This is a genomic window from Streptomyces sp. NPDC053432 (assembly GCF_055585365.1).
The window spans coordinates 77,864-97,650 of the sequence record NZ_JBVJKF010000001.1 but is presented as its reverse complement, the minus strand read 5'-3'; the positions used below and the strand labels follow the sequence as shown (position 1 = coordinate 97,650).

Below are 19,787 nucleotides of genomic sequence, written 5' to 3'. Positions count from 1 at the left end.
CGTGGCGGAGGACGCCGCGCTGACGTGGCGGAGGGCGCCGGGGCGCGCGGGACCCGTACGGTCCCGCGCGACCCGGCGTCCGTCGCGCCCGAGCCGGTGCGGTGTGCTCAGCCGACCAGGACCCGGTCCGGGGCGCGCTCCGGACCGGCGGCCCCGCGGGCCGGGCGCGGCCGCACCGGCCACCACGTGGCCCGCCCCAGCAGGGCGGCCACCGCGGGCACGAGCACGATCGACAGGACGAAGGCCGAGAACAGGATCCCGAGGGCCGTCGCGAAACCGATCTGCTGCGTCGACGGGGCCGGATTGACCGCCAGGCTCCCGAAGGACGCGGCCAGCACCAGACCCGCCGTCGCGATGGCCGGCGCCGTGTGCCGGACGGCCCGCCCCACCGCCGCGCGGGCCGGACCGGGCCGCTCCATCTCCTCCCGGATCCGGTCGCTCATCAGGATGTTGTAGTCCGTGCCCAGCGCGACCACGAACAGGAACAGCACCAGCGGCAGCGTGAAGTCCACCCCGGCCCGCCCCAGCGCGTGCTGGAAGAGCAGGGTCGACGCGCCGAGCGTCGCGGCGAAGCCCAGCCCGACGGCGGCCAGCAGGATCACCGGGGCGAGCAGGCTGCGCAGCAGCGCGAACAGGATCAGCGCGATCAGCGCGGCCGCCACCGGGAAGACCACCTTCAGGTCCTCGTCCACGGCCGCCGAGATGTCGGCGAACAGGGCGGCGGTGCCCCCCACATGGGCCTCCGTACCGGCCGGCGTGTTCGCCGCGACCGCCTGCCGTACCGGCCCGGAGGCCAGGTCACGGGCCTCCTGCGTCTGCGAGTCGGCCGTCAGGAAGAGGTCGATCCGCGCCGCCCTGCGGTCCTCGCTCAGCACGGTGCCCGCGACCCGGCCCACACCCCGGACCCCGGCGAGCGCCCTCGACAGCCCGCCCAGCCGCTCGGCGTCGAGTACGGAGCCGTCCTTCGCCGTGACGAACACGCTGGTCGGGTCCGAGACCCCGGCCGGCAGTGCCCGCGCGACCTCCGCCGCGGTGACGGCCGCGGCGGTGCGCTCCCCGCCCGCGCCGCCCTGCCCGTAGTCCATCCGCATGCCCAGCATTCCGGCGGCCAGCGCGCCGAGCAGCGCCACCGAGGCGAGGACCAGTACGAGCGGCCGCCGCGCCACCAGCTCACCCGTCCCCGCGGCGGCGCCCGGCCGCGGTGCGTGCTTCAGGGAGCGGGAGGGCCAGAACATCCTGCGGCCGGCGACCGCGAGAAGGGCCGGCATGAAGGTCAGGCTGCCCAGCAGCATCACCAGGACAGACAGGGCGATGGCCGGGCCGAGCACCCGGAACTGGCCGAAGGAGGCCACCCCGAGCGTGGCGAACGCGGCGACGATCGTCAGCGCCGCGGAGGTGATCGCCGTACCCACGCGTCCCGCGACCTCGGCGGCCGCCGCGCGGCCCGACTGCTCCGGGTCGCGCCGCAACTGCTCGCGGAAGCGGAAGAGCAGGAAGAGGAAGTAGTCGATGCCGATGCCCACCAGCACCACGTTGATCAGCCCCGGTGTGGAGTCGGCCAGTCCGGTCCCGGTCAGCAGCGCGGCGCACACCACGACACCGGCCGCGGCCCCGCCGATGACCGTCACGGCGAGCAGCGGCAGCAGGGCGGCGAGGAGGCTGCGGAAGACCAGTACGTGCAGGAGGATGATGACCCCGAGCATGAGGATGCCGACCACCATCGTCCTGGTCTTCTCGGCGTCCGCCGTGTCGGTCCGGTCGGCGAGGCCGCCGGTGAAGCCCGTACGGAAACCTTCCCGGGCGAATTGCTCGCGTACGGAATCCCGGAAGGCACGGTAGGTGTCGAGCAGCCCCGGATCGGCCGGGTTGCCGGTGAGTTCGGCGGACAGCAGCCGGAAGGAGCGGTCGGGGGCCGTCATGGCGGGGGCGACCCGCGGGAGCTGCGAATGGTCCTGCGCGAAGGGCATCGTCTCCTCGGTCCGGGGCATGGCGACCCGGGTCCGGGCCAGCCGCGCGGCCTCCGCGTCGATGCGGGCCTCGTCGGCGGCGCCGAGCGGTGCGCCGTCGGACCGGGCCACCAGCACGGTCAGGGGGTTGGCGTCGGGATCGGCCCCGAAGCGGTCCTCGGCGATCCGCAGGGCGGCGGCCGAGTCGTACTGCGCGGGCAGGAAGCCGCCGGTGCCGCTCTGGGTGGCGCGGAAGACGGTCGCCTGGCCCAGGATGGTCAGGGCGATGCCGAGGACCGCCCAGAGGGCGATGACCTTCCACGGATGCCTCGTCGAGACTCCGGTCAGGGCGCGGATCACTGGTCTCCTCAGGTCGGTGCGGTGCCGGCCGGGGGATTTCCCGGCCTGACTCCAGACCATCAGGGCCGGGCCCGGAAGACGTCGGGTCGCGGGAGGATCCCGGCGCCGGTACCGGGGTCCGGGGGCGGGCCGCGACCAGGACCGGGGTCCTGGTCCGGATCCGGCCCGGGGCCGATGGCGGGGGCCGCCGCCGATGCCAGAATGGACCACCGGAAAGCGCGGCCGCGCGCCCGCCGGCACCCGCCGGGAGGGCCGGCCGGAGGGGGAGGACCTGCGACGATGGTTGTCGACGAGGCGTCGGGCACGCCGTGCTCGGCCGAGCACGAGGTGCCGCCCGGCCCCACCCCCGAAGCCACCCCCCGCCCCCCTGCCACGGGCCGCTCCTCGGCCTCCGGCCAGTCTCCGGCGGCGGGTCAGTCTCCGGTCTCCGGCCCGTCCCCGGTCTCCGGCCGGTCCTCGGCTGCGGTCCAGCTCCCGGCCGTCGGCCGGACCCAGGTCGGCAGTCGAACCCCGGCGGCGCCCGAGGCTCCGGCCTCGGCTCCGGCTCCGGCTCCGGCTCCGGCCTCGGCTCCGGCTCCGGCTCCGGCTTCGGCCTCGGCTTCGGCTTCGGCTTCGGCTCCGGCTCCGGCTTCGGCTTCGGCTTCGGCTCCGGCCTCGGCTTCGGCTTCGGCTTCGGCTCCGGCCTCGGCTCCGGCTCCGGCTTCGGCCTCGGCTTCGGCTTCGGCTTCGGCTCCGGCCTTGGCTCCGGCTTCGGCTTCGGCTTCGGCTTCGGCTTCGGCTTCGGCTCCGGCTTCGGCTTCGGCCTCGGCTTCGGCTTCGGCCTCGGTCCCGCCGCCGGGCCTGGCCCCGGCCCCGGCCCCGGCCCGGGGAGTGGGCGGCGGGTCGGGGCCGGTCGGGGGCGCGCGGTGGGCCGCCTGGACGCGGAACGACGCCCTCGTGGCCGTCGGGGCCGCCGCCACCGACCTCATCGGTTTCTCCCTGGGCTCCCGTTCCGACGGCGCGTCCCTCACCGTCGGCGCGGCGGTCATCGCCGTGGTGTCCGGGCTGCCGCTGCTCGCCCGTCGCCGCTACCCGGTGTCGGTCCTCGCCGCGGTCCTGGCCCTCGGCGTGCTGCTGAACCTGGCCACGCCGCACTCCCCGCACTTCGGCCTCACCCTGGTGGCCGCCCTCTACTCGGTGGCGAGGTACCGCCGCCCGGCCGTGAGCGCGGTGGCGGCCCTGGCCGCGGTACCGCTCATACCCGTGGGCCAGAGCGGCTGGCCCCTGCCCTTCGGCTGGTGGGGCCTGTTCGGGAACGCCTTCGTCACCCTGCTCGCCGTCGGCGCGGCCGAGGTCGTCAACCGCCGCGAGCGGGAGGCCGAGAACCACCGCAGGCTCCTCGCCGACCGCGCGGTGGCCGAGGAACGCCGCCGGATCGCCCGCGAGCTGCACGACATCGTCGCCCACCACATCACCACCATGCAGCTGATGGCGGGTGGGGCCCGCGCCAACCTGGCGCACGATCCGGAGGTGGCCCGCGAGGCCCTCGTCACCCTGGAGGGTTCGGGGCGGCTCGCCCTGCGCGAGATGCGCCAGCTCCTCGACGTGCTGCGGGCCGGTGATGAACCGGAGGACGCTCCGACCGCCCCGCAGCCCGGCGCCGCGGACCTCGGGCGGATCGTGGCCGAGGCCCGGCTGTCGGGGACGGAGACCGAGTTCACCGTGGACGGCCCGGTCCGCCCGCTGCCGCCGACCGTCGGCCTGACCGTCTTCCGCATCGTGCAGGAGGCGCTGACGAACACCCGCAAGCACGCGGCCGGTGCCAGTGCCACGGTCCGGCTCACCTACGGGCCCGGCGAGGTGGCGGTGGAGGTCCGCGACGACGGCACGGGGACCCCGGCCGGAGCCCGGCCCGGCCACCGGCCCGCCCACCGGCCCGGGTACGGGCTGATCGGCATGCGCGAGCGCGTCGCCCTCCAGGGCGGAACCCTGGAGGCCGGTGCCGCGGACGGCGGCGGCTTCCGGGTCGCGGCCCGCCTCCCGGCCCCCGCCGAGGCGGAGGCGACCCGGTGATCCGGATCCTCATCGCGGACGACCAGCCGCTGGTGCGCCGCGGCCTCGCGCTGATCCTCGGCCCCGATCCCGAGTTCGAGGTGGTCGGCGAGGCCGAGGACGGCGCCCAGGCCGTCGCCCTCGCCGCCGAGCTCAAGCCCGACGTGGTCGTCATGGACATCCGGATGCCGGTCCTCGACGGGGTCAAGGCCACCGAGGAGCTGGCCCGGACCTTCCCCGAAGCCCGCGTCCTGGCCCTCAGCACCTTCGACATGGACGAGTACGTGGTCGCGGCCCTGCGCGCCGGCGCGTACGGCTTCCTGCCCAAGGACGTCTCCCCGGAGGAGCTCGGCGCGGCCGTCCGCACCGTGCACACCGGAGAGGCCGCCGTCGCGCCGAGGCTGCTCACCCGGCTGATCGCCGCGTACGTCCGCACCCCCGCGCGCACCCGCCCGACGGCGGCAGCGGTGCCCGCCGAGCTGACCCCGCGCGAGCTGCAGATCTGGCAGTTGCTGGCCACCGGATTCGACAACGCCGAGATCGCCCGGGAACTGGACATCAGCGTGTCCACGGTCAAGAACCACATCACCGGTGTCTTCGGCAAGCTCGGCGTCCGCGACCGGGCGCAAGCGGTGATCGCGGCCTACGAATCCGGCCTGGTGTCGGCCGCGGGCGGGAGCGGTTGATCACCAAGTGCCCCCAAGAAGACCGGAATCCCCCTGCCGACCACACCTCTGACCAGCCAGAACACTGGAGGATCCGCCCGTGCGGTGACGGGCCCCGCCATGGCACAGTGCGATCAGACCACCCGCACCAGCAGGGAGCCTCCATGCGCGATCCGCACCCCACGCCCCTCGCGGCCGCCCCCGAGTGCCCGCCGGAGCCCGGCCCGCTGCCCTGCTGCCCGGTGTGCGGGGGAGCGGCGGAGCGGATCTCCTGGCGCCAGCGGCCGGGGGAGCCGGTGGTACTGGCCTTCGAGCCCTGCGGCCACCGGCGGATCTCCCCGGCCGCGCCCGTACTGACGGTCGTGCTCCAGGGCTCCGGAAGCTAGGCAGCCCTGCGGTCCACCCGGCCGTGCCGGTGAGGTGCGCGCCCTTTCCGTGCTCAAAGTTGCTTGATCAGTGGCAATTTCGAGCATCATCCTTCAAGTGGAGCCTCGCGGGCGCTATGTTGCCCGTGCAAGTTGCCAGGTGCATGCCAAAGAGCTGAGTTCGTGATCCGGACCGCACGAGGAGCTGCCCCATGAGACTGCCCCGCATCCGCCCCCGGGCCGGCCGCCTGCGCGCCGCCCTGCTCGCCGGCGCCCTCACCGTCCTGGGTCTGGCCGCCGCCGGACCCGTCGCCACACCGGCGTCCGCGGCCCCCGCCGCGACGGCGGGCGACGTCACCGGCTTCACCCAGTCCGGGAACACCTTCACCGTCACCGCCTCCGGCGGCGCCAAGGCCCGCGTGGTCGTCGCCCGCTCCGACATCTTCCGGCTCTGGCTCTCCCCGGACGGGACCTTCACCAACGACCCGGCCGGCTCCGACCTCGCCCCGACCACCGACTTCGGCCCGGTCGCCACCGGCTATGCGGACGCGGGCACGTACTACCGGATCACCACGGGAGCCCTGTCGATCCGGGTGAACAAATCACCCCTCCAGTTCTCCGTCTACCGCGCCGACAACACCACCCCGGTCTGGCAGGAGACGCAGCCCACCAGCTGGACCAACAGCCGGACCACCCAGTACCTGGCCCGCGGCGCCGACGAGCAGTTCTACGGCACCGGCCTGCGACTCGGCGAATGGGCGCTGCGCGGCAAGACCGTCCCCGTGGCCGTGGACAACAAATGGCGCGAGAACGACAACGCCAGCCCCGCCCCCTTCTACATGTCCACCAACGGCTACGGCGTCATGCGCAACACCTGGGCCCCGGGTTCCTACGGATTCAACGCGCCCAGCACCCTCGCCCACGACGAGAAGCGCTTCGACGCCTGGTACTTCACCGGGGACTCCCTCAAGTCCGTGCTCGACGCCTACACCGACGTCAGCGGCAAACCGTTCATGGCGCCGATGTGGGGCTTCGAGCTGGGCAACGCGGACTGTTTCAACGCCTCCAACCCCGCCTACCAGGGCGACCACGACCGGCTGCGCCACCAGACCACCCCGGATGTCGTCGGGTACGCCACCGACGCGCGCGCCGCCGACATGCCCTCGGGCTGGTTCCTGCCCAACGACGGCTACGGCTGCGGCTACACCGCGCCCCTCAAATCGACCGTCGACGCCCTGAAGGCCAAGGGCTTCGAGACCGGCCTGTGGACCTCCACAGGCCTCGGTTCCATCGCCGACGAGGTCGGCACCGCCGGCACCCGCGGCGTGAAGACCGACGTGGCCTGGATCGGCGGTGGCTACAAGACCGCCTTCCAGGGCGTCCAGCAGGCCGTCGACGGCATCGAGAAGAACTCCGACGCCCGCCGCTACGTCTGGACCGTCGACGGCTGGGCCGGCACCCAGCGCAACGCCGTCGTCTGGACCGGTGACACCTACGGCACCTGGGACGACATGCGCTGGCACGTCCCCGCCATCGCCGGCGCGGGCCTGTCGGGCCTCAACTACGCCTCCGGCGACGTCGACGGCATCTTCGGCGGCAGCCCCAAGACGTACACGCGCGACCTCCAGTGGAAGGCCCTCACCCCGGCCTTCATGACCATGTCGGGCTGGGGCGCGACCAATCCGTCCGCCGGATACCAGGACAAGCAGCCCTGGCGCTTCGCCGAGCCGTACCTCTCCATCAACCGCAAGTACCTCCAGCTGAAGATGCGGCTGATGCCGTACCTCTACACGATGAGCCGCGTCGCCCACGAGAGCGGCGTCCCCAGCACCCGCGCGATGGTCCTGGAGTACCCCGACGACCCGGTGGCCCGCGGCAACCTCACCAGCGGCCAGTTCATGGCCGGCGACTCCCTCCTCGTCGCGCCCGTCGTCTCCGACACCTCGGTCCGCGACGGCATCTACCTGCCCGCAGGGAGCTGGACCGACTACTGGACCGGGAAGACGTACGCGGGCCCCGGCTGGCTGAACGGCTACCAGGCGCCCCTCGACACCCTGCCCCTCTTCGTCAAGGGCGGCGGCATCGTGCCCATGTGGCCGCAGATGAACTTCACGGGCGAGAAGCCGGTCTCCACGCTCACCTACGACATCCACCCGCGCGGCGCCTCCTCCTTCAGCCTGTACGAGGACGACGGCCGCACCCGCGCCCACCAGTCCGGGGCCTACGCCCGCCAGCGGGTCGACGTCACCGCCCCCACCGGCGGCTCCGGTGCGGTCACCGTCTCCGTGGGCGCCCCGACCGGTGACTACGCCGGCAAACCGGCCTCCCGCGGCTACGAGTTCACCCTCCACGTCGCCTCCGCGCCCGCCGCCGTCACGGTGGACGGCGCCGCACTGACCCGGCAGGTCTCCAAGGCCGCCTACGACGCGGCCGCGACCGGATGGTTCTTCGACGCCGCCGACCGCTCCGGTGTCCTGTGGGTCAAGACCGGTACGAAGACGGGCGCGTTCAGCGTCTCGGCCACCGGCACGAGCGTCCCCGCGGCCGAAGCCCTGCCCTCCCCCTCGCCGATCGACCGGTCGGCCTGGTCCCTGGTGTACGCCGACAGCCAGGAGACCGCCGCCGAGAACGGCGCCGCGGCGAACGCCATCGACGGGAACCCGGCGACGATGTGGCACACCGCCTGGTCCTCCTCGAAGCCCGCCGCGCTCCCGCACGAGATCCAGATCGACCTCGGGGCCCGCCACACCGTCGACGGCCTCGGCTACCTGCCGCGGCAGGACGGCGGGGTCAACGGACGGATCGGCTCCTACGAGGTCTACGTCTCCGACACCACCGCGGACTGGGGGACCCCGGTGGCGAGCGGCACCTTCGCCGACACGGCGACAGCCAAGAACACGGCCCTCTCCCCGAAGGCCGGCCGCTACGTCCGCCTCAGGGCCCTCACCGAGGCGGGCGGCCGGGGCCCCTGGAGCAGCGCCGCCGAGATCACCCTCACCGGCCGCCCGGCCCCGCTCCCGGCCGACGCCGAACTCGTCAACGCGGCCTCCGCGACCTGCGCCGACCTCCCGCACAGCGCCACCGCCCCGGGCACCGAACCCACCCTCTACCCCTGCCACGGCGGCCCCAACCAGCGCTGGACCCTCCAGCCCGACGGCCGCCTCACCGGCCTCGCGGGGGTCTGTCTCGACGCCGCGAAGGCCTCCCGGGTGACCGTCCAGACCTGCGACGGCAGCGCCGGCCAGATCTGGCAGGCAGGCCCCCAGAGCACGCTGCGCAACGCCGGCCAGTGCCTGGCCCCGGTCGGCTCCGCCACCGCCGACGGCACCGCCCTCACCCGTACCGCCTGCGACAGCACCCCGGCCCAGCGGTGGACCTTCACACCGTGAGCCACCGCTGACGGGTCGGCACCCGTCCTCGCCTCCGCCTGGGGTCCGGACCCCAGGCGGAGGCGTCGGACGGGTTGCCGCCCGGGCCTGCAACGATCCTGGGCCAGTCCAAAACCCAAGTCAATCCTCCGGTTTGCTCCCCGCATCCAAGCGATACCTTGGGTCACGTGACCCTGGACGATCTCCGTGTGTTCGTGGCCGTCTGCCGCGCGGGCAGCCTCAGCGCCGTCGCCCGCGACCTCGGCCGTACCCAGTCCGCCGTCAGCCAGCACGTCCGCCGGCTCGAGAAGCGCACCGGCATGAGCCTGCTGGAACGTCACGCCCGCGGCGTCGTGCCCACCGAGGCGGGCCGCATCCTGCAGGCGGCCGCCGCCGACGGGATCGCGGGTCTCGACGGGGCCCTGCGCCGCCTGGACGAACTCGCCGGAGGAGGCGCCGGTACGGTGCGCGTCACCACGGGGGCCACCACCGTGCGCCACTTCATGTCCGAGGCCGTCGTCACCTTCCGCCGCCGCCACCCCGGGGTCAGCCTGGAGTTCCAGACCGAGAACTCCAGCCGCAGCTGCTTCGACGCCCTCGCCGCCGACGACCTCGACCTCGCCTGGATCACCATCGGGGCGCCGGTCCGCGGCATCGAGCAGCGCCCGGTCATGGAACTGCCGTGGGTGCTCGCGGTCGGCGCCGACGACCCCCTCGCGGCCCGCGCCCGCATCGAGCCGGCCGACCTCGCCGGGATCCGCCACATCCGGCTCCCGGAGAACTCCACCTCCCGAGCCCACCTCGACGCCGCCCTCGCGGAATCCGGCATCCGGGTCCGCTCCGACACGAGCGTGGCCGACTGGGACACGGCCCTGCTACTGGCCGAACTGGGCCTGGGCCACGCCGTCGTGCCCGCGCTGCCCGGCTGGCGGGTCCCCGGCTCCGACGGCCCGCTCAGGCTCGTCCCCGTCCCCGGCCTGCCGCCCCTCGCCGTCGGCTGGGCGGTCCGCCGCTGGTCCGCCCTCGCCCCGCCGGCCCTCGCCTTCGCCGACGAAGTCGCCCGCAGCTGCACGGCCCGCGCGGCCGGCGCCGGCCGGCAGTGACGCGGCCGGCAGTGGCGCGGCCAGTGGTGACGCGGCCAGTGGTGACGCGGGCAGCAGTGACGCCGGCACCAGTCCGGCGAGGGCAAGCGCGGCCAGAGCCGCGAGGGAGAGCGGGCCGGCCCCCGCGCCCGCCGCGACCGCGATGCCCAGCGCCGGGCCCACGTTCATCGCCGTCTGCTTGAGACCTCCGATCACCCCCGCGTACCCGGCCGGCGCCTCACCGACCACGGTCCCGGTGGCGGTGACCATCACGGTGGTGAACCCGGCGCCCAGCACCCCGAAAGCCGTCCCGGAAGCCGAGCCCAGCCCCGCGATGCCGAGCGCCACCAGGCCCGCACCGGTGAGCGCGGTGCGCCGCGGCCCGAACCGGCGCAGCGCGAGCCCGGCCACCGGAGCCCCGGCGACCATCGCCAGCGTCAGCGGCAGCACCCGCAGCCCGGTGGCGAGCGGATCGAGGCCCTGGGCGTCCTGGAGCCGGAACGTCGCCGTGAACAGCGCCCCGAACAGCCCCGCGGACACGGCCAGCAGCAGCCCGATCGACGCGGCCACCGGCACCGAGCGCGCCACGGCGGCCGGCACCAGCGGCCGGGCGGCCCGCCGTTCACGGCCTACGAACACCACCGCGAGCCCGGCCGTGGCGCCGAGCCCCAGCACTGTCGGCCAGGAGAGCCACCCGTACGCGGGCACCCCGACCAGCGCGTGCACGAACACCGCGAGCGCCGCCGTGAGCAGGGCCGAACCGGTGAACTCCAGCCGCCCGTACCCCTCGCGGGCGGGCGCGGGCGCCCGTACGGCGAGGGTCAGCACGGCGATCAGCAGCGCCACCGGCACGTTGATCACGAACACGGCCCGCCAGCCCCACTGTCCGACCAGCGCACCGCCCAGCAGCGGACCGGCCGCGGCGGCCACCCCGATGGCGCTGGTCCGCACCGCGACCGGGGTGCCGAGCCGCTCCGGCGGATAGGCGAGGCGCAGCAGTGCCAGCGTGGCGGGCTGGAGCAGCGCCCCGAACACCCCCTGGGCGCCGCGCAGCGCGATCACCCAGCCCACGCCGGGCGCGTACGCGATGCCCGCCGAAGCCGCGGCGAAGCCGAGAACGCCGGTGAACAGCAGCCGGGTGTGCCCGTACCGGTCGCCCAGCCGCCCGGCGACGACGAGGAACGCGGCCACCGCGAGGAGATAGGCGGTACTGGTCCACTGCACCTGCGCGAGGCTCGCCCCGAGGTCACGCCGCAGGCTGGGCTGCGCCACGCTCAGCACCGTGCCGTCCAGCGCCACGACCATGGCGCCGGCCACGCTGACGACCAGCGCGATCCGGGGCCTCACGAGGGGCTCCCGGAGGCCGGGCCGAGGTGCGCGTCCAGCGCCGCCTCGACCAGCCGCTCGACGGGGATCCCCGCGTCCGCCACCACCAGCGGCAGGCTGCCCCAGCCCCACAACTGCGCCACGCCGTGCAGGTTGGCCCACAGCGCGGCCGCCGTGACCTGCGGCTGCGCCGCCCCGCAGCTGGAGACGAGCGAGACGAGCATCCCGAAGAGCGGGAGCGTCGATTCCCGCAGCCCCGGCCCGCCCGTGGGCTCCTGCCCGGTGCTGTCGAGCAGGTCGTGGCGGAACATCAGCTCGAACATCCCGCGCCGCTCCAGCGCGTAGCCGACGTACGCGGTCCCCAGGGCCCGCACCTGCCCGCGCGGGGAGGGCTGCCCGGCGCACGCCGCCGCGAACCGCGCGCCGAGATCCGCGAACCCGCGCCGGGCGATCGCCGACAGCAGGGAGTGGTGGGTGGGGAAGTACCGGCGCGGCGCCCCGTGTGAGACCCCGGCCCGGCGGGCGATCTCCCGCAGCCCGAGGGAGGCGGTGCCCTCGGTCGTCACGAGCTCCACGCCCACGTCGATCAGCCGCTCCCGGAGCGGTTTCTCCTGCTCGTCCATGGACACTGTCTACCAGCGTGAGTAGACAATGTCTACTCACGCCAACGGGCCAACGGGCCAACGGGCCAACGGGCCAACGGGCCTACGGGGCGCTCCGGGTCAGCCAGGGCCGGCCACCATGGCAGGCTCCGCTGCCGACGGGTGCCGTGATCGGCGCCTGCTGCGCGGCCGCCCGCGGCGCCGCACCCCCCATTCGCGGGCTCCCGCGCGCCCGGGTGCTGCCCGGGCGGGCACCCTGGGAGGAGGGAAGGAGGCCACCCGCATGCGCATCGCGTTCCTGACGGCGCCCGAGGGCGTCGAGGAAGTCGAACTGACCGTGCCCTGGAAGGCCGTACTGGAGGCCGGCTCGATCCCCCGGCTGGTCTCCACGAAACCGGGCGTCGTCCGCGCCTACCACCACCTCGACAAGGCCGGGGCCCACGCCGTCGACCACGTCCTGGGCGAGGACCCGGCCGAGACCTTCGACGCGCTGGTGCTGCCCGGAGGTCTTGCCAACCCCGACGCCCTGCGCATGGACCGGCGGGCCGTCGCGTTCGTCCGGGAGTTCTTCGGCACGGGCCGCCCGGTCGCCGCGATCTGCCACGCCCCCTGGATCCTGGTCGAGGCCGACGTGGTGCGCGGCAGGACCCTGACCTCGTACCCCAGCCTCGCCACCGACATCCGCAACGCCGGCGGCGCCTGGGTCGACGAGGCGGTCCACGTCTGCCGTGCGGCGCCGGCCACCCTGATCACCAGCCGCCGACCGCGCGACCTCAAGGCGTTCTGCGGCGCGCTCGTGGCGGAGATCGGCGGCCGGGGCCCCGGCGGCGCATGATGGAGGCGGGGGGCGAAGTCCGCAGGACTCGTGCCGAGGAGGTGCACGCGACATGACGGAGCACGACGGCGGTCCGTCGGCGAGCAAGCTGGAGGAGGGCAGGCTCCTCAAGGAGCTGGAGGCCATCCACCGCACGCGCCACGAGACCCTGCTGCACGGGTCCGACGACGCCCTGGTCACCCACACCAAGCGGATGAACGAGCTGGAGCACGAGTACGTACGCCGCCACCCGCAGCGCGCCCAGACCGCGTCCCGCACCCGCGACGGCGCACGCGCGCGCACCGGCGAGGAATAGGCCGGGCCGCCGGCCCCGGCTCGGCCCGTGCCGCGTGCCCCGTGACCCGTTGACACCCGTGACCCGTGACCCGTGACCCGTGACCCGTGACCCGGGAGACGCAGGGTAAAGGAGTGGACCTTCTTCGCCTCAGGTGAGACAATTTTGTATCATCCGAGGTGAAGGAGGTTCACTCTCGTGCGTGAAGAAGAACTGCTGGACGCGGCAGCCCGTGTCCTCGCCGGCGACCACAGCGCCTCGATGGTGCAGATCGCCGCGGGCATCGGCACCAGCCGCGCCACCCTCGGCCGCCGCTACGCGACCCGCGAGGCCCTGCTGAAGGCCGTCGCCGTGCGGGCCATCCAGGTGGTCGACGCCTGCCTCACCCCGGCCGACCTGCCGCAGAGCGCCGACGGGGCCGCCTTCGACGCCGCCCTGGAGGATTTGGTCGTCGCCCTGCTGCCCGCCGCGCACCTGTACGGCTTCACCTCGCGCGACGCCACCGTGCTCGCCGACCCCGAGTTCCGGGCCGGCGTGGACCGGCAGGACCAGCGGGCCCTCGCCTTCCTCGCGCTGGGCCAGCGGCTGGGGCGGCTGCGCGCCGACCTCCCGCCCTACTGGATCTGGTACTCGCTCTGGGGCCTGCTCGACGCCGCCGCCGAAGGCGTGCGCGACGGCCACCTCGCGCCCCGCCAGATCGGCCACCTGGTCCTGACCTCCTTCCTCGGCGGCGTACGGCCCACCGCCTAGCGCGGACGGCCGGACCCGAACCCCGAACCCGTGACCGCGGGCCCTCGCACCCCAGCCCCGCTCAACCCTGAACGGATTCCCATGCACACCCCCACGCAGGACGCCCGCCGCTGGATCGTCCTCGCGATCCTGTCCGGCAGCCTCCTGCTGATCTCCATGGACACCACGATCCTCAACGTGGCCTTCCCCTCCCTCGTCGGCGACCTCCAGCCGGGCGCGGTCCAGCAGCTGTGGATCATCGACGTCTACGCCCTCGCCCTGTCCGGCCTGCTCGTCACCGCGGGCGCCCTCGGCGACCGCTGGGGCCGCAAGCGGCTGCTCATGGCCGGCTTCGCGATCTTCTCGCTCGCCTCGCTGATCGCCGTGCCGTCCACCGAGGCCTGGCACGTGATCGCGGCCCGCGCCCTGCTCGGCGTCGGCGGCGCGGCCATCATGCCGTCCACCCTGTCGATCCTGCGCAGCGTCTTCACCGACGCCAAGGAGCGCGCCTTCGCGCTCGCCGTCTGGGCTGCCGTCTTCGGTGGCGGCATGGCCTTCGGCCCGGTCATCGGCGGGCTGCTCGTACAGGACTACGGCTGGCACTCCGCCTTCCTCCTGAACCTCCCCGTCGCCGCCGTGATCATGGCTGCGGGCATGCGCTACCTCCCCGAATCGCGCCCCGCGCACCGACGGCGCCTGGGACTGGTGGGGCGTCGGCCAGTCCGTCGTGGGCATGCTCGCCCTCGCCGGCGGCATCAAGCAGCTCGGCAAGAGCGGTGTCGGCGACCCGCTGCCCTGGGGTCTGCTCCTCCTCGCCGCCGTGGCCCTGACCGTCTTCGTGCGCCGTCAGCTGCGCGTGCCGAACCCGCTGCTCCAGGTGCGGCTGTTCGCCAAGCCCGCCTTCAGCGTCGCCGCCACGGCGATCTTCCTGCCGATGGTGGGCATGGGCGCGATCCTGTTCCTCGTCACCCAGTGGTTCCAGTACGGCCAGGGCTACACCCCGCTGGAGGCGGGCCTGCGCCTGCTGCCCGCACCCCTTGCGCTGATCGCCGCCTCGATGGTGGCTCCCACCCTCATGCAGCGCTTCGCGATCCGTCACGTGCTCGGCGCCGGACTGGTTGTACTCGCCGCCGGGATGGCCCTGCCCTGGGTGTTCCAGCAGTTCACGGACCTCGGCTACCCTGCCTTCGCCGCCGCCCTGACCGTGATGGGCCTCGGCGCCGGCTCGGCGACCACGGTGGCCTCGGTGACGCTGGTCTCCGCCGCCCCCGCCGCGGAGGTCTCCAGCGCCGCCGCGATCGAGGAGACCTGCTACGAACTCGGCTCGGCCATGGGCGTCGCCATCCTCGGCTCCACGGCCGCCGCCCTCTACCGGGGCAACCTGCCCGCCCTGGAACTGGACGGACCCGCCGAGGCCGCCGTACGGGACTCCGTGGGCGAGGCGGCCCACACCGCCGAACGCCTCGGGGGTGCGGTCGGCCAGACCCTGCTCGACGCGGCCTCGCACGCCTACACCCTGGCGATCACACCCGCGTTCCTGATGGCCGGCGCCCTCGCGGTCGCCGCCGCGGCCACCACCTGGACGCTCATTCCGCACGACCTGCGGCCCACCGAGAACCACTGACCGGGCTCAGCCCGGCCGGCGCCGGGCCCAGCGTGGTGGTGCCCGGTGCCGCGCGGTGCCCCAGTCCGGTGCGGTAGGCGTCCAGCGCCGCCTCCACCCGGCCCGTGCGCCGCAGCAGATCGCCCAGCAGCCGGCACAGGTCGGCCAGATCGCCCGTCGCCCCGCTGCGTTCCAGCAGCGCCAGCGCCTGCACGTAGTGCCGCTCGGCGGCGCCGGTCTCGCCGCGCTCCTCGGCCATCAGCCCGAGGAGCCGGTGGGCGCCGCCCGCGTGCACCGCGCCGTGGTGCTCGTCCAGTTCCAGCAGCGCCGACAGCAGCCCGGTGGCCTCCTCGTACCGCCCGAGCCGGCGCAGTACGTCCGCGAGCTCCACCTCCACCTGGGCCGTGTACAGGGCGGCCCGCCGGGCCGAGAGCATGGACCGGGCCGTGCGCAGTTCCCGCTCCGCCGAGGCGAGGTCGCCGTTCTGGGCCTGGACGTAGCCGCGCATCCAGTGGCAGTGCGCCAGATCGGTCCGCAGCCGCAACTGCCCGTAGATCGCCTGGGCCTTGGCGAGGGAGGCGTCGGCGTCGGCGACCCGGCCCTCCGCGAGGAACGTCCGCGCCACCTGCCGGTGCATGCCCGCCACCAGCGCCGGATCGCCGACCTGCGGAGCCAGCGCGAGCGCCAGCTCGGCGGCGCGCGCGGCCCGGGCGTGGGCGCCCATGTCGATGTACGGCCCGATCACCGCGGCGTAGAGCAGCACCAGCGCCTCCGGATCGGCCAGACCGCTCGCGCCCAGCTCGTCGATGGTGGATTCGAGGAGGTAGCAGGCGTAGCGCAGCTCGCCCGAGAGCAGGTGCGCCACGGCGCGGCCCCGGATCGGGCGGGCCCGGCGGGGGAGCGGCTCGTCCGCCAGCAGCCGCTCCGCCTCCTCGAAGTGGCCGATCGCCGCAGCCAGTTCGCCGGACTCCAGGGCGCATTCACCGAGCCCGAGGCGGGCCTCCGCCTGCTCGGGCGCCAGAGCGAGCTCCTCGGCGCGGGCCAGCAGGCCCCGGTAGCGGTCGGCGGCCTCGTCGGCCTCGCCCGTGGCCAGGGTCTGCTGCGCGTCGGCGAGGGCGAGGCGCAGCTCGGTGGCCAGGCGGGCGGGGCGGCCCGTGGTGAGCTCCTCGTACGAGGTGCCCAGGCGCCCGGCGAGGAAGCGCAGAGCCGTCTCGGAAGGGCGGACCTTGCCCGACTCCAGCGTGGAGATGTAGGCGGAGGTGTAGGAGGGCTCCGCCAGCTGGCGCTGGGTCAGGCCGAGTTCGCTGCGCAGGCGCTGAACCCTGCGTCCGATGCTGGCCGGTTCGTCCATGGAGACTCCCTGATCGCTCGAACTCCCCGGTATTCAGGGGGAGTGGGCCATTGCGCAGGCCCCCGCACCCCGCCTAGTTTAAGCAGCTGCTTCACCAGACTTAACAGCACGCTTAACTGCCTTTCACGGGGGAGGACTTCATGGACGTCGGTATACGCCCGGGCGCTCGCGCCGCCCTGCGCGCGGTCGCCGCCGCGGCCTGTGCGACGGCCGTTCTGGTGGCCGCGGGCCCCGCCCGCGCCGCGAGCGGCGAACCGCCCGCGAAACCGCGGGTGGCCGTCGAGGTGCCGGGGCCCGAGCAGGGCGGCGACGCCGGATCCGGGCACGTCCTGGTCCCGCCGGGCGGAGCCGGACCGGCGAAGACCGCCGGCGGACTGAGCCCGGCCGAACGGGCCGCCGACGGCGAGGTCGCCAAACTGGTCGACAGCGGCCCCACCGCCGACCGCCTCGACGTGGTCGTCATCGGGGACGGTTACACCGCCGCCGAACTGGACCGCTTCCACGCCGACGCGGCGCAGAAGTGGGCCGAGGTGACGGCCGTCGAGCCGTACACCACCTACCGCAACCTCTTCAACGTGTGGACCGTCGACGCGGTCTCCCACGACTCCGGAGTCACCGGCGACCCCGACCGGGCCACCGTGCGCGACACCGCCCTCGGCTCGTACTTCTGGTGCGAGGACATCGAGCGGCTGCTCTGCGTGGACCAGGCCAAGGTCGACGCGTACGTGGCGAAGGCGCCCCAGGCCGACCTGGTGATCGTGCTGGCCAACAGCGCCAAGTACGGCGGCGCGGGCTACAACGAACGCAGCGCCACCCTGGGATACGAGGGGATCTCGACCGCCTCCGCGGGCCACCCCAAGTCCGGGCAGGTCGCCATCCACGAGACCGGCCACTCGCTGGGCAAGCTCGCCGACGAGTACTTCTACCCGGGCGTCCCGGACTACGAGAAGTACACGGGCCCCGAGCCGGGCGAGTCCAACGTCTCCGGCCTCCCCGCCGACCGGATGGCGACCCAGCGGGCCAAGTGGTACCGCTGGCTGGGCGAGCCGTCCCCGGACGGCGGCACGGTCGGCGCCTACGAGGGCGGCGGCTACTACGTGACCGGGCTGTACCGGCCCACCGACAACTCGATCATGCGGGTGCTCGGGAAGCCGTTCAACCTCCCGGGCACCGAGGCGATGATCGCCGGTTTCTACCAGCACGCCAGGATCGTCACCCCCCTTACCCCGACCGACCGCACCCTGCGGCTGTGGGACCGGGCGAAGGTGGCCGTCCCGGTCCTGGAGGGCGCGGACGGGCGCCGGCTGACGGTGCGCTGGTACCTCGACGGCAAGGAGCTCAAGCGCTTCGAGGGCCGCACTGACGTGGCCGTGGCGGAACTCCGGCTCTTCGACCTCCGCACGCACCGCCTGTCGGTGACGGCCGAGGACCGCACCCCGTCCGTACGCGACCCGAAGATCATCAAGACCCTGCGCGCGACGGCCGCGTGGAGCGTCAGGCTCTGATCCGGACCCGGCCGGCGGCCGGGCGGTGCGGCGTGGCGGGGCGCCGAGGTGGGCATGTCCGCATTCGGACCGGTACCGGATCAGACGCAGGGAGCACCCGATGACCATGTCCACGATGGCGCGTCTCGCCTTGACCGTGGGGGCGACGGCCCTGTTCGCGGCGGCTCCGGCCCTCGGCGCCGAAGCCGCCGGCCGGGCGCCGGAGCCCAGGGCGCCGCGCGAGTTCGTCGCGCTGGGCTCCGTCGACCCCACGATCATCCAGGAGATGCGTTACGTGTCGGCGCACAACTTCGTCGGGGAACGGATCGACGGCTACCGGCAGCCCGTCTGCATCCTGACCCGGCCGGCGGCCGAAGCCCTGCACCGGGTCCAGACGCGCCTGGTGTCCCAGGGGTACTCGCTCAAGGTGTACGACTGCTACCGGCCGCAGCGGGCCGTCGACCACTTCGTCCGGTGGGCCGGTGACCTGGCCGACGAGAGGCGGAAGGTGGAGTTCTATACCCGGGTCGACAAGTCCAGGCTGTTCGAGGACGGCTACATCGCGGAGAAGTCCGGGCACAGCCGGGGCAGCACCACGGACGTCACGATCGTCCCGCTGCCGGCGGCCCCGGCGCCCCCGCCCCGGCCGGGGCAGGAATCGGTGCCCTGCTACGGGCCGCAGGCGGAGCGGTACCCGGACAACTCGGTGGACATGGGAACGGGCTTCGACTGTTTCGACACGCTGTCGCACACCGACGACCCGCGCGTCCAGGGGGCGCAGCGCGCCAACCGCCTGCTGCTCAGGACGGCGCTGGCCGCGGAGGGGTTCGTCAACCTGCCCGAGGAGTGGTGGCACTTCACGTACAAGCCCGAACTCTTCCCGGACAGCTATTTCGACTTCCCCGTCGCGCACCGGTCGGTGGCCGGACACCGCCCCTGACGACCACGGCCGGCCCCACGGCTCCCCGCCCGTCCCCCGCACTCCCGTAGGAGCGAAATCACCCCCCTCGGCGGCGGTTGCCCGGCACCCGCCAGGTAGGGTCGTCTGAAATGTCCCCGGTCCACCGCAGCCCCGGGGGCATCCGCACCTGTCCCGGCACCACCCTTGCCCGGCGTCGTCCTGCCCTCCCCGGCCGCTGTGCGGCCGCCTGCCCGGAAACCGCTGAATGAGTACGAACGCCGCGCTTCGCCCGCAGCCCACGCCTGCCCCGGCAGCCACAGCCGCAGCAGCCGACCCCGCCCCCGCACCCGGCAGCGCTCCGGCGCGCCGGTGGCCGGACCTCACCGTGCGGGCCCCGGCCCGGCCGGCCCCGGCGGCGGCCCTGCACAGCATCACGGCGGCGACCGCGGTCCTGCTGGGTCTCGTCGCCATCGGCGCGATGATCCACGAACCGGTGCTGATACCCCCGCTGGCCGCGAGCGCCGCCCTGGTCCACAGCGCCCCGACCCTGCCGCTCGCCCAGCCGCGCAACGTCGTCATCGGCCACCTGCTGGGCAGCGCCATGGGCTACGCCGTGCTCGCGGCGGCCGGGAGCAGCGCCTGGGCCGCCGCGGTGGCGGCCGGCCTCACGCTCGGCCTCAACATGCTCGCCCGCACCCCGCACTCGCCGGCCGTGGCCACCGCCGTGATCATCGTGCTCCAGACGCCCGCCCCCGGCCGGTTCGTCCCGCTGCTGTTCGGCGCGACCGTCCTGCTCGTACTGACCGGGTACGCGGCCTCCCGCGTGCGCCGGAAGGCTCCGGCCTACCCCGTCTACTGGTGGTGA

16 protein-coding genes and 2 pseudogenes are annotated in these 19,787 nt (G+C 74.3%); 13 read left to right on the top strand and 5 right to left on the bottom strand.

Annotated features, from left to right (window positions below):
- Window positions 1–107: 107 nt before the first annotated feature.
- Together ACZ6Y1_RS00430 and ACZ6Y1_RS00425 are read right to left on the bottom strand one after the other, a co-directional pair.
- Window positions 108–2,306, bottom strand: a complete 2,199-nt coding sequence (locus ACZ6Y1_RS00430; protein WP_469620087.1) for an MMPL family transporter — start codon at window positions 2,304–2,306, stop codon at window positions 108–110.
- A 413-nt stretch (window positions 2,307–2,719) separates the two neighbouring features.
- On the bottom strand, window positions 2,720–3,274 hold the full coding sequence (locus tag ACZ6Y1_RS00425; protein ID WP_469620084.1) for a hypothetical protein: 555 nt from the start codon (window positions 3,272–3,274) through the stop codon (window positions 2,720–2,722).
- On the opposite strand from ACZ6Y1_RS00425, the gene ACZ6Y1_RS00420 reads away from it, so the two are divergent.
- The 5 genes from ACZ6Y1_RS00420 to ACZ6Y1_RS00400 all read left to right on the top strand — a co-directional run bounded on the left by ACZ6Y1_RS00420 (window position 3,243) and on the right by ACZ6Y1_RS00400 (window position 9,838).
- Window positions 3,243–4,358, top strand: a complete 1,116-nt coding sequence (locus ACZ6Y1_RS00420; RefSeq protein ID WP_469620080.1) for a sensor histidine kinase — start codon at window positions 3,243–3,245, stop codon at window positions 4,356–4,358. The two genes, ACZ6Y1_RS00425 and ACZ6Y1_RS00420, sit on opposite strands and share 32 nt — an antisense overlap.
- Window positions 4,355–5,023: a response regulator gene (locus ACZ6Y1_RS00415; RefSeq protein WP_469620076.1), complete on the top strand. Its 669-nt coding sequence runs from the start codon at window positions 4,355–4,357 to the stop codon at window positions 5,021–5,023. Before ACZ6Y1_RS00420 ends, ACZ6Y1_RS00415 begins: the two co-directional genes overlap by 4 nt.
- Window positions 5,024–5,166: 143 nt before the next feature.
- Window positions 5,167–5,388: a hypothetical protein gene (locus ACZ6Y1_RS00410; protein ID WP_469620068.1), complete on the top strand. Its 222-nt coding sequence runs from the start codon at window positions 5,167–5,169 to the stop codon at window positions 5,386–5,388.
- A gap of 191 nt (window positions 5,389–5,579) precedes the next feature.
- Window positions 5,580–8,756 carry a discoidin domain-containing protein gene (locus ACZ6Y1_RS00405; RefSeq protein ID WP_469620066.1) on the top strand — a complete coding sequence of 1,059 codons (3,177 nt, stop codon included), beginning with the start codon at window positions 5,580–5,582 and terminating at the stop codon, window positions 8,754–8,756.
- Between the two features lie 167 nt (window positions 8,757–8,923).
- Window positions 8,924–9,838: a LysR family transcriptional regulator gene (locus tag ACZ6Y1_RS00400; protein ID WP_469620062.1), complete on the top strand. Its 915-nt coding sequence runs from the start codon at window positions 8,924–8,926 to the stop codon at window positions 9,836–9,838.
- 204 nt (window positions 9,839–10,042) lie between these two features.
- On the opposite strand, the pseudogene ACZ6Y1_RS00395 reads toward ACZ6Y1_RS00400, so the two are convergent.
- Both ACZ6Y1_RS00395 and ACZ6Y1_RS00390 read right to left on the bottom strand, forming a co-directional pair.
- Window positions 10,043–11,122, bottom strand: a pseudogene (locus tag ACZ6Y1_RS00395) (MFS transporter); the annotation flags it as partial.
- Between the two features lie 38 nt (window positions 11,123–11,160).
- Window positions 11,161–11,766, bottom strand: a complete 606-nt coding sequence (locus tag ACZ6Y1_RS00390) for a TetR/AcrR family transcriptional regulator (RefSeq protein WP_469620060.1) — start codon at window positions 11,764–11,766, stop codon at window positions 11,161–11,163.
- A gap of 262 nt (window positions 11,767–12,028) precedes the next feature.
- Between ACZ6Y1_RS00390 and ACZ6Y1_RS00385 the strand changes: the two genes are divergently transcribed.
- The 5 genes and pseudogenes from ACZ6Y1_RS00385 to ACZ6Y1_RS00365 all read left to right on the top strand — a co-directional run bounded on the left by ACZ6Y1_RS00385 (window position 12,029) and on the right by ACZ6Y1_RS00365 (window position 15,207).
- On the top strand, window positions 12,029–12,580 hold the full coding sequence (locus tag ACZ6Y1_RS00385) for a type 1 glutamine amidotransferase domain-containing protein (RefSeq protein WP_469620057.1): 552 nt from the start codon (window positions 12,029–12,031) through the stop codon (window positions 12,578–12,580).
- A 52-nt stretch (window positions 12,581–12,632) separates the two neighbouring features.
- Window positions 12,633–12,875, top strand: a complete 243-nt coding sequence (locus ACZ6Y1_RS00380; RefSeq protein ID WP_469620055.1) for a DUF6158 family protein — start codon at window positions 12,633–12,635, stop codon at window positions 12,873–12,875.
- Between the two features lie 177 nt (window positions 12,876–13,052).
- Complete coding sequence (locus ACZ6Y1_RS00375; RefSeq protein ID WP_469620052.1) at window positions 13,053–13,604, top strand: TetR/AcrR family transcriptional regulator; 552 nt, start codon at window positions 13,053–13,055, stop codon at window positions 13,602–13,604.
- An 81-nt stretch (window positions 13,605–13,685) separates the two neighbouring features.
- Window positions 13,686–14,234: pseudogene (locus tag ACZ6Y1_RS00370) on the top strand (MFS transporter); the annotation flags it as partial.
- 82 nt (window positions 14,235–14,316) lie between these two features.
- On the top strand, window positions 14,317–15,207 hold the full coding sequence (locus tag ACZ6Y1_RS00365) for an MFS transporter (RefSeq protein ID WP_469620049.1): 891 nt from the start codon (window positions 14,317–14,319) through the stop codon (window positions 15,205–15,207).
- Here ACZ6Y1_RS00365 and ACZ6Y1_RS00360 read toward each other — a convergent pair.
- On the bottom strand, window positions 15,170–16,537 hold the full coding sequence (locus tag ACZ6Y1_RS00360; RefSeq protein ID WP_469620045.1) for a tetratricopeptide repeat protein: 1,368 nt from the start codon (window positions 16,535–16,537) through the stop codon (window positions 15,170–15,172). The two genes, ACZ6Y1_RS00365 and ACZ6Y1_RS00360, sit on opposite strands and share 38 nt — an antisense overlap.
- Before the next feature lie 140 nt (window positions 16,538–16,677).
- On the opposite strand from ACZ6Y1_RS00360, the gene ACZ6Y1_RS00355 reads away from it, so the two are divergent.
- From ACZ6Y1_RS00355 to ACZ6Y1_RS00345, 3 genes are all read left to right on the top strand, one after another.
- Complete coding sequence (locus ACZ6Y1_RS00355) at window positions 16,678–18,042, top strand: M64 family metallopeptidase (protein ID WP_469620043.1); 1,365 nt, start codon at window positions 16,678–16,680, stop codon at window positions 18,040–18,042.
- A 100-nt stretch (window positions 18,043–18,142) separates the two neighbouring features.
- Window positions 18,143–18,961 carry a M15 family metallopeptidase gene (locus ACZ6Y1_RS00350; protein WP_469620041.1) on the top strand — a complete coding sequence of 273 codons (819 nt, stop codon included), beginning with the start codon at window positions 18,143–18,145 and terminating at the stop codon, window positions 18,959–18,961.
- A gap of 226 nt (window positions 18,962–19,187) precedes the next feature.
- Window positions 19,188–19,787 (top strand): HPP family protein, encoded by a 600-nt coding sequence (locus ACZ6Y1_RS00345; protein ID WP_469620036.1) that lies wholly within the window; start codon window positions 19,188–19,190, stop codon window positions 19,785–19,787.

Coding starts and splice junctions, on each gene's coding strand:
- ACZ6Y1_RS00425 (WP_469620084.1), bottom strand. CDS start 3,274: ATGAGGTCGGTGGCGGCGGCCCCGACGGCCACGAGGGCGTCGTTCCGC.
- ACZ6Y1_RS00410 (WP_469620068.1), top strand. CDS start 5,167: ATGCGCGATCCGCACCCCACGCCCCTCGCGGCCGCCCCCGAGTGCCCG.
- ACZ6Y1_RS00405 (WP_469620066.1), top strand. CDS start 5,580: ATGAGACTGCCCCGCATCCGCCCCCGGGCCGGCCGCCTGCGCGCCGCC.
- ACZ6Y1_RS00390 (WP_469620060.1), bottom strand. CDS start 11,766: ATGGACGAGCAGGAGAAACCGCTCCGGGAGCGGCTGATCGACGTGGGC.
- ACZ6Y1_RS00385 (WP_469620057.1), top strand. CDS start 12,029: ATGCGCATCGCGTTCCTGACGGCGCCCGAGGGCGTCGAGGAAGTCGAA.
- ACZ6Y1_RS00380 (WP_469620055.1), top strand. CDS start 12,633: ATGACGGAGCACGACGGCGGTCCGTCGGCGAGCAAGCTGGAGGAGGGC.
- ACZ6Y1_RS00365 (WP_469620049.1), top strand. CDS start 14,317: ATGCTCGCCCTCGCCGGCGGCATCAAGCAGCTCGGCAAGAGCGGTGTC.
- ACZ6Y1_RS00360 (WP_469620045.1), bottom strand. CDS start 16,537: ATGGACGAACCGGCCAGCATCGGACGCAGGGTTCAGCGCCTGCGCAGC.
- ACZ6Y1_RS00355 (WP_469620043.1), top strand. CDS start 16,678: ATGGACGTCGGTATACGCCCGGGCGCTCGCGCCGCCCTGCGCGCGGTC.
- ACZ6Y1_RS00350 (WP_469620041.1), top strand. CDS start 18,143: ATGACCATGTCCACGATGGCGCGTCTCGCCTTGACCGTGGGGGCGACG.
- ACZ6Y1_RS00345 (WP_469620036.1), top strand. CDS start 19,188: ATGAGTACGAACGCCGCGCTTCGCCCGCAGCCCACGCCTGCCCCGGCA.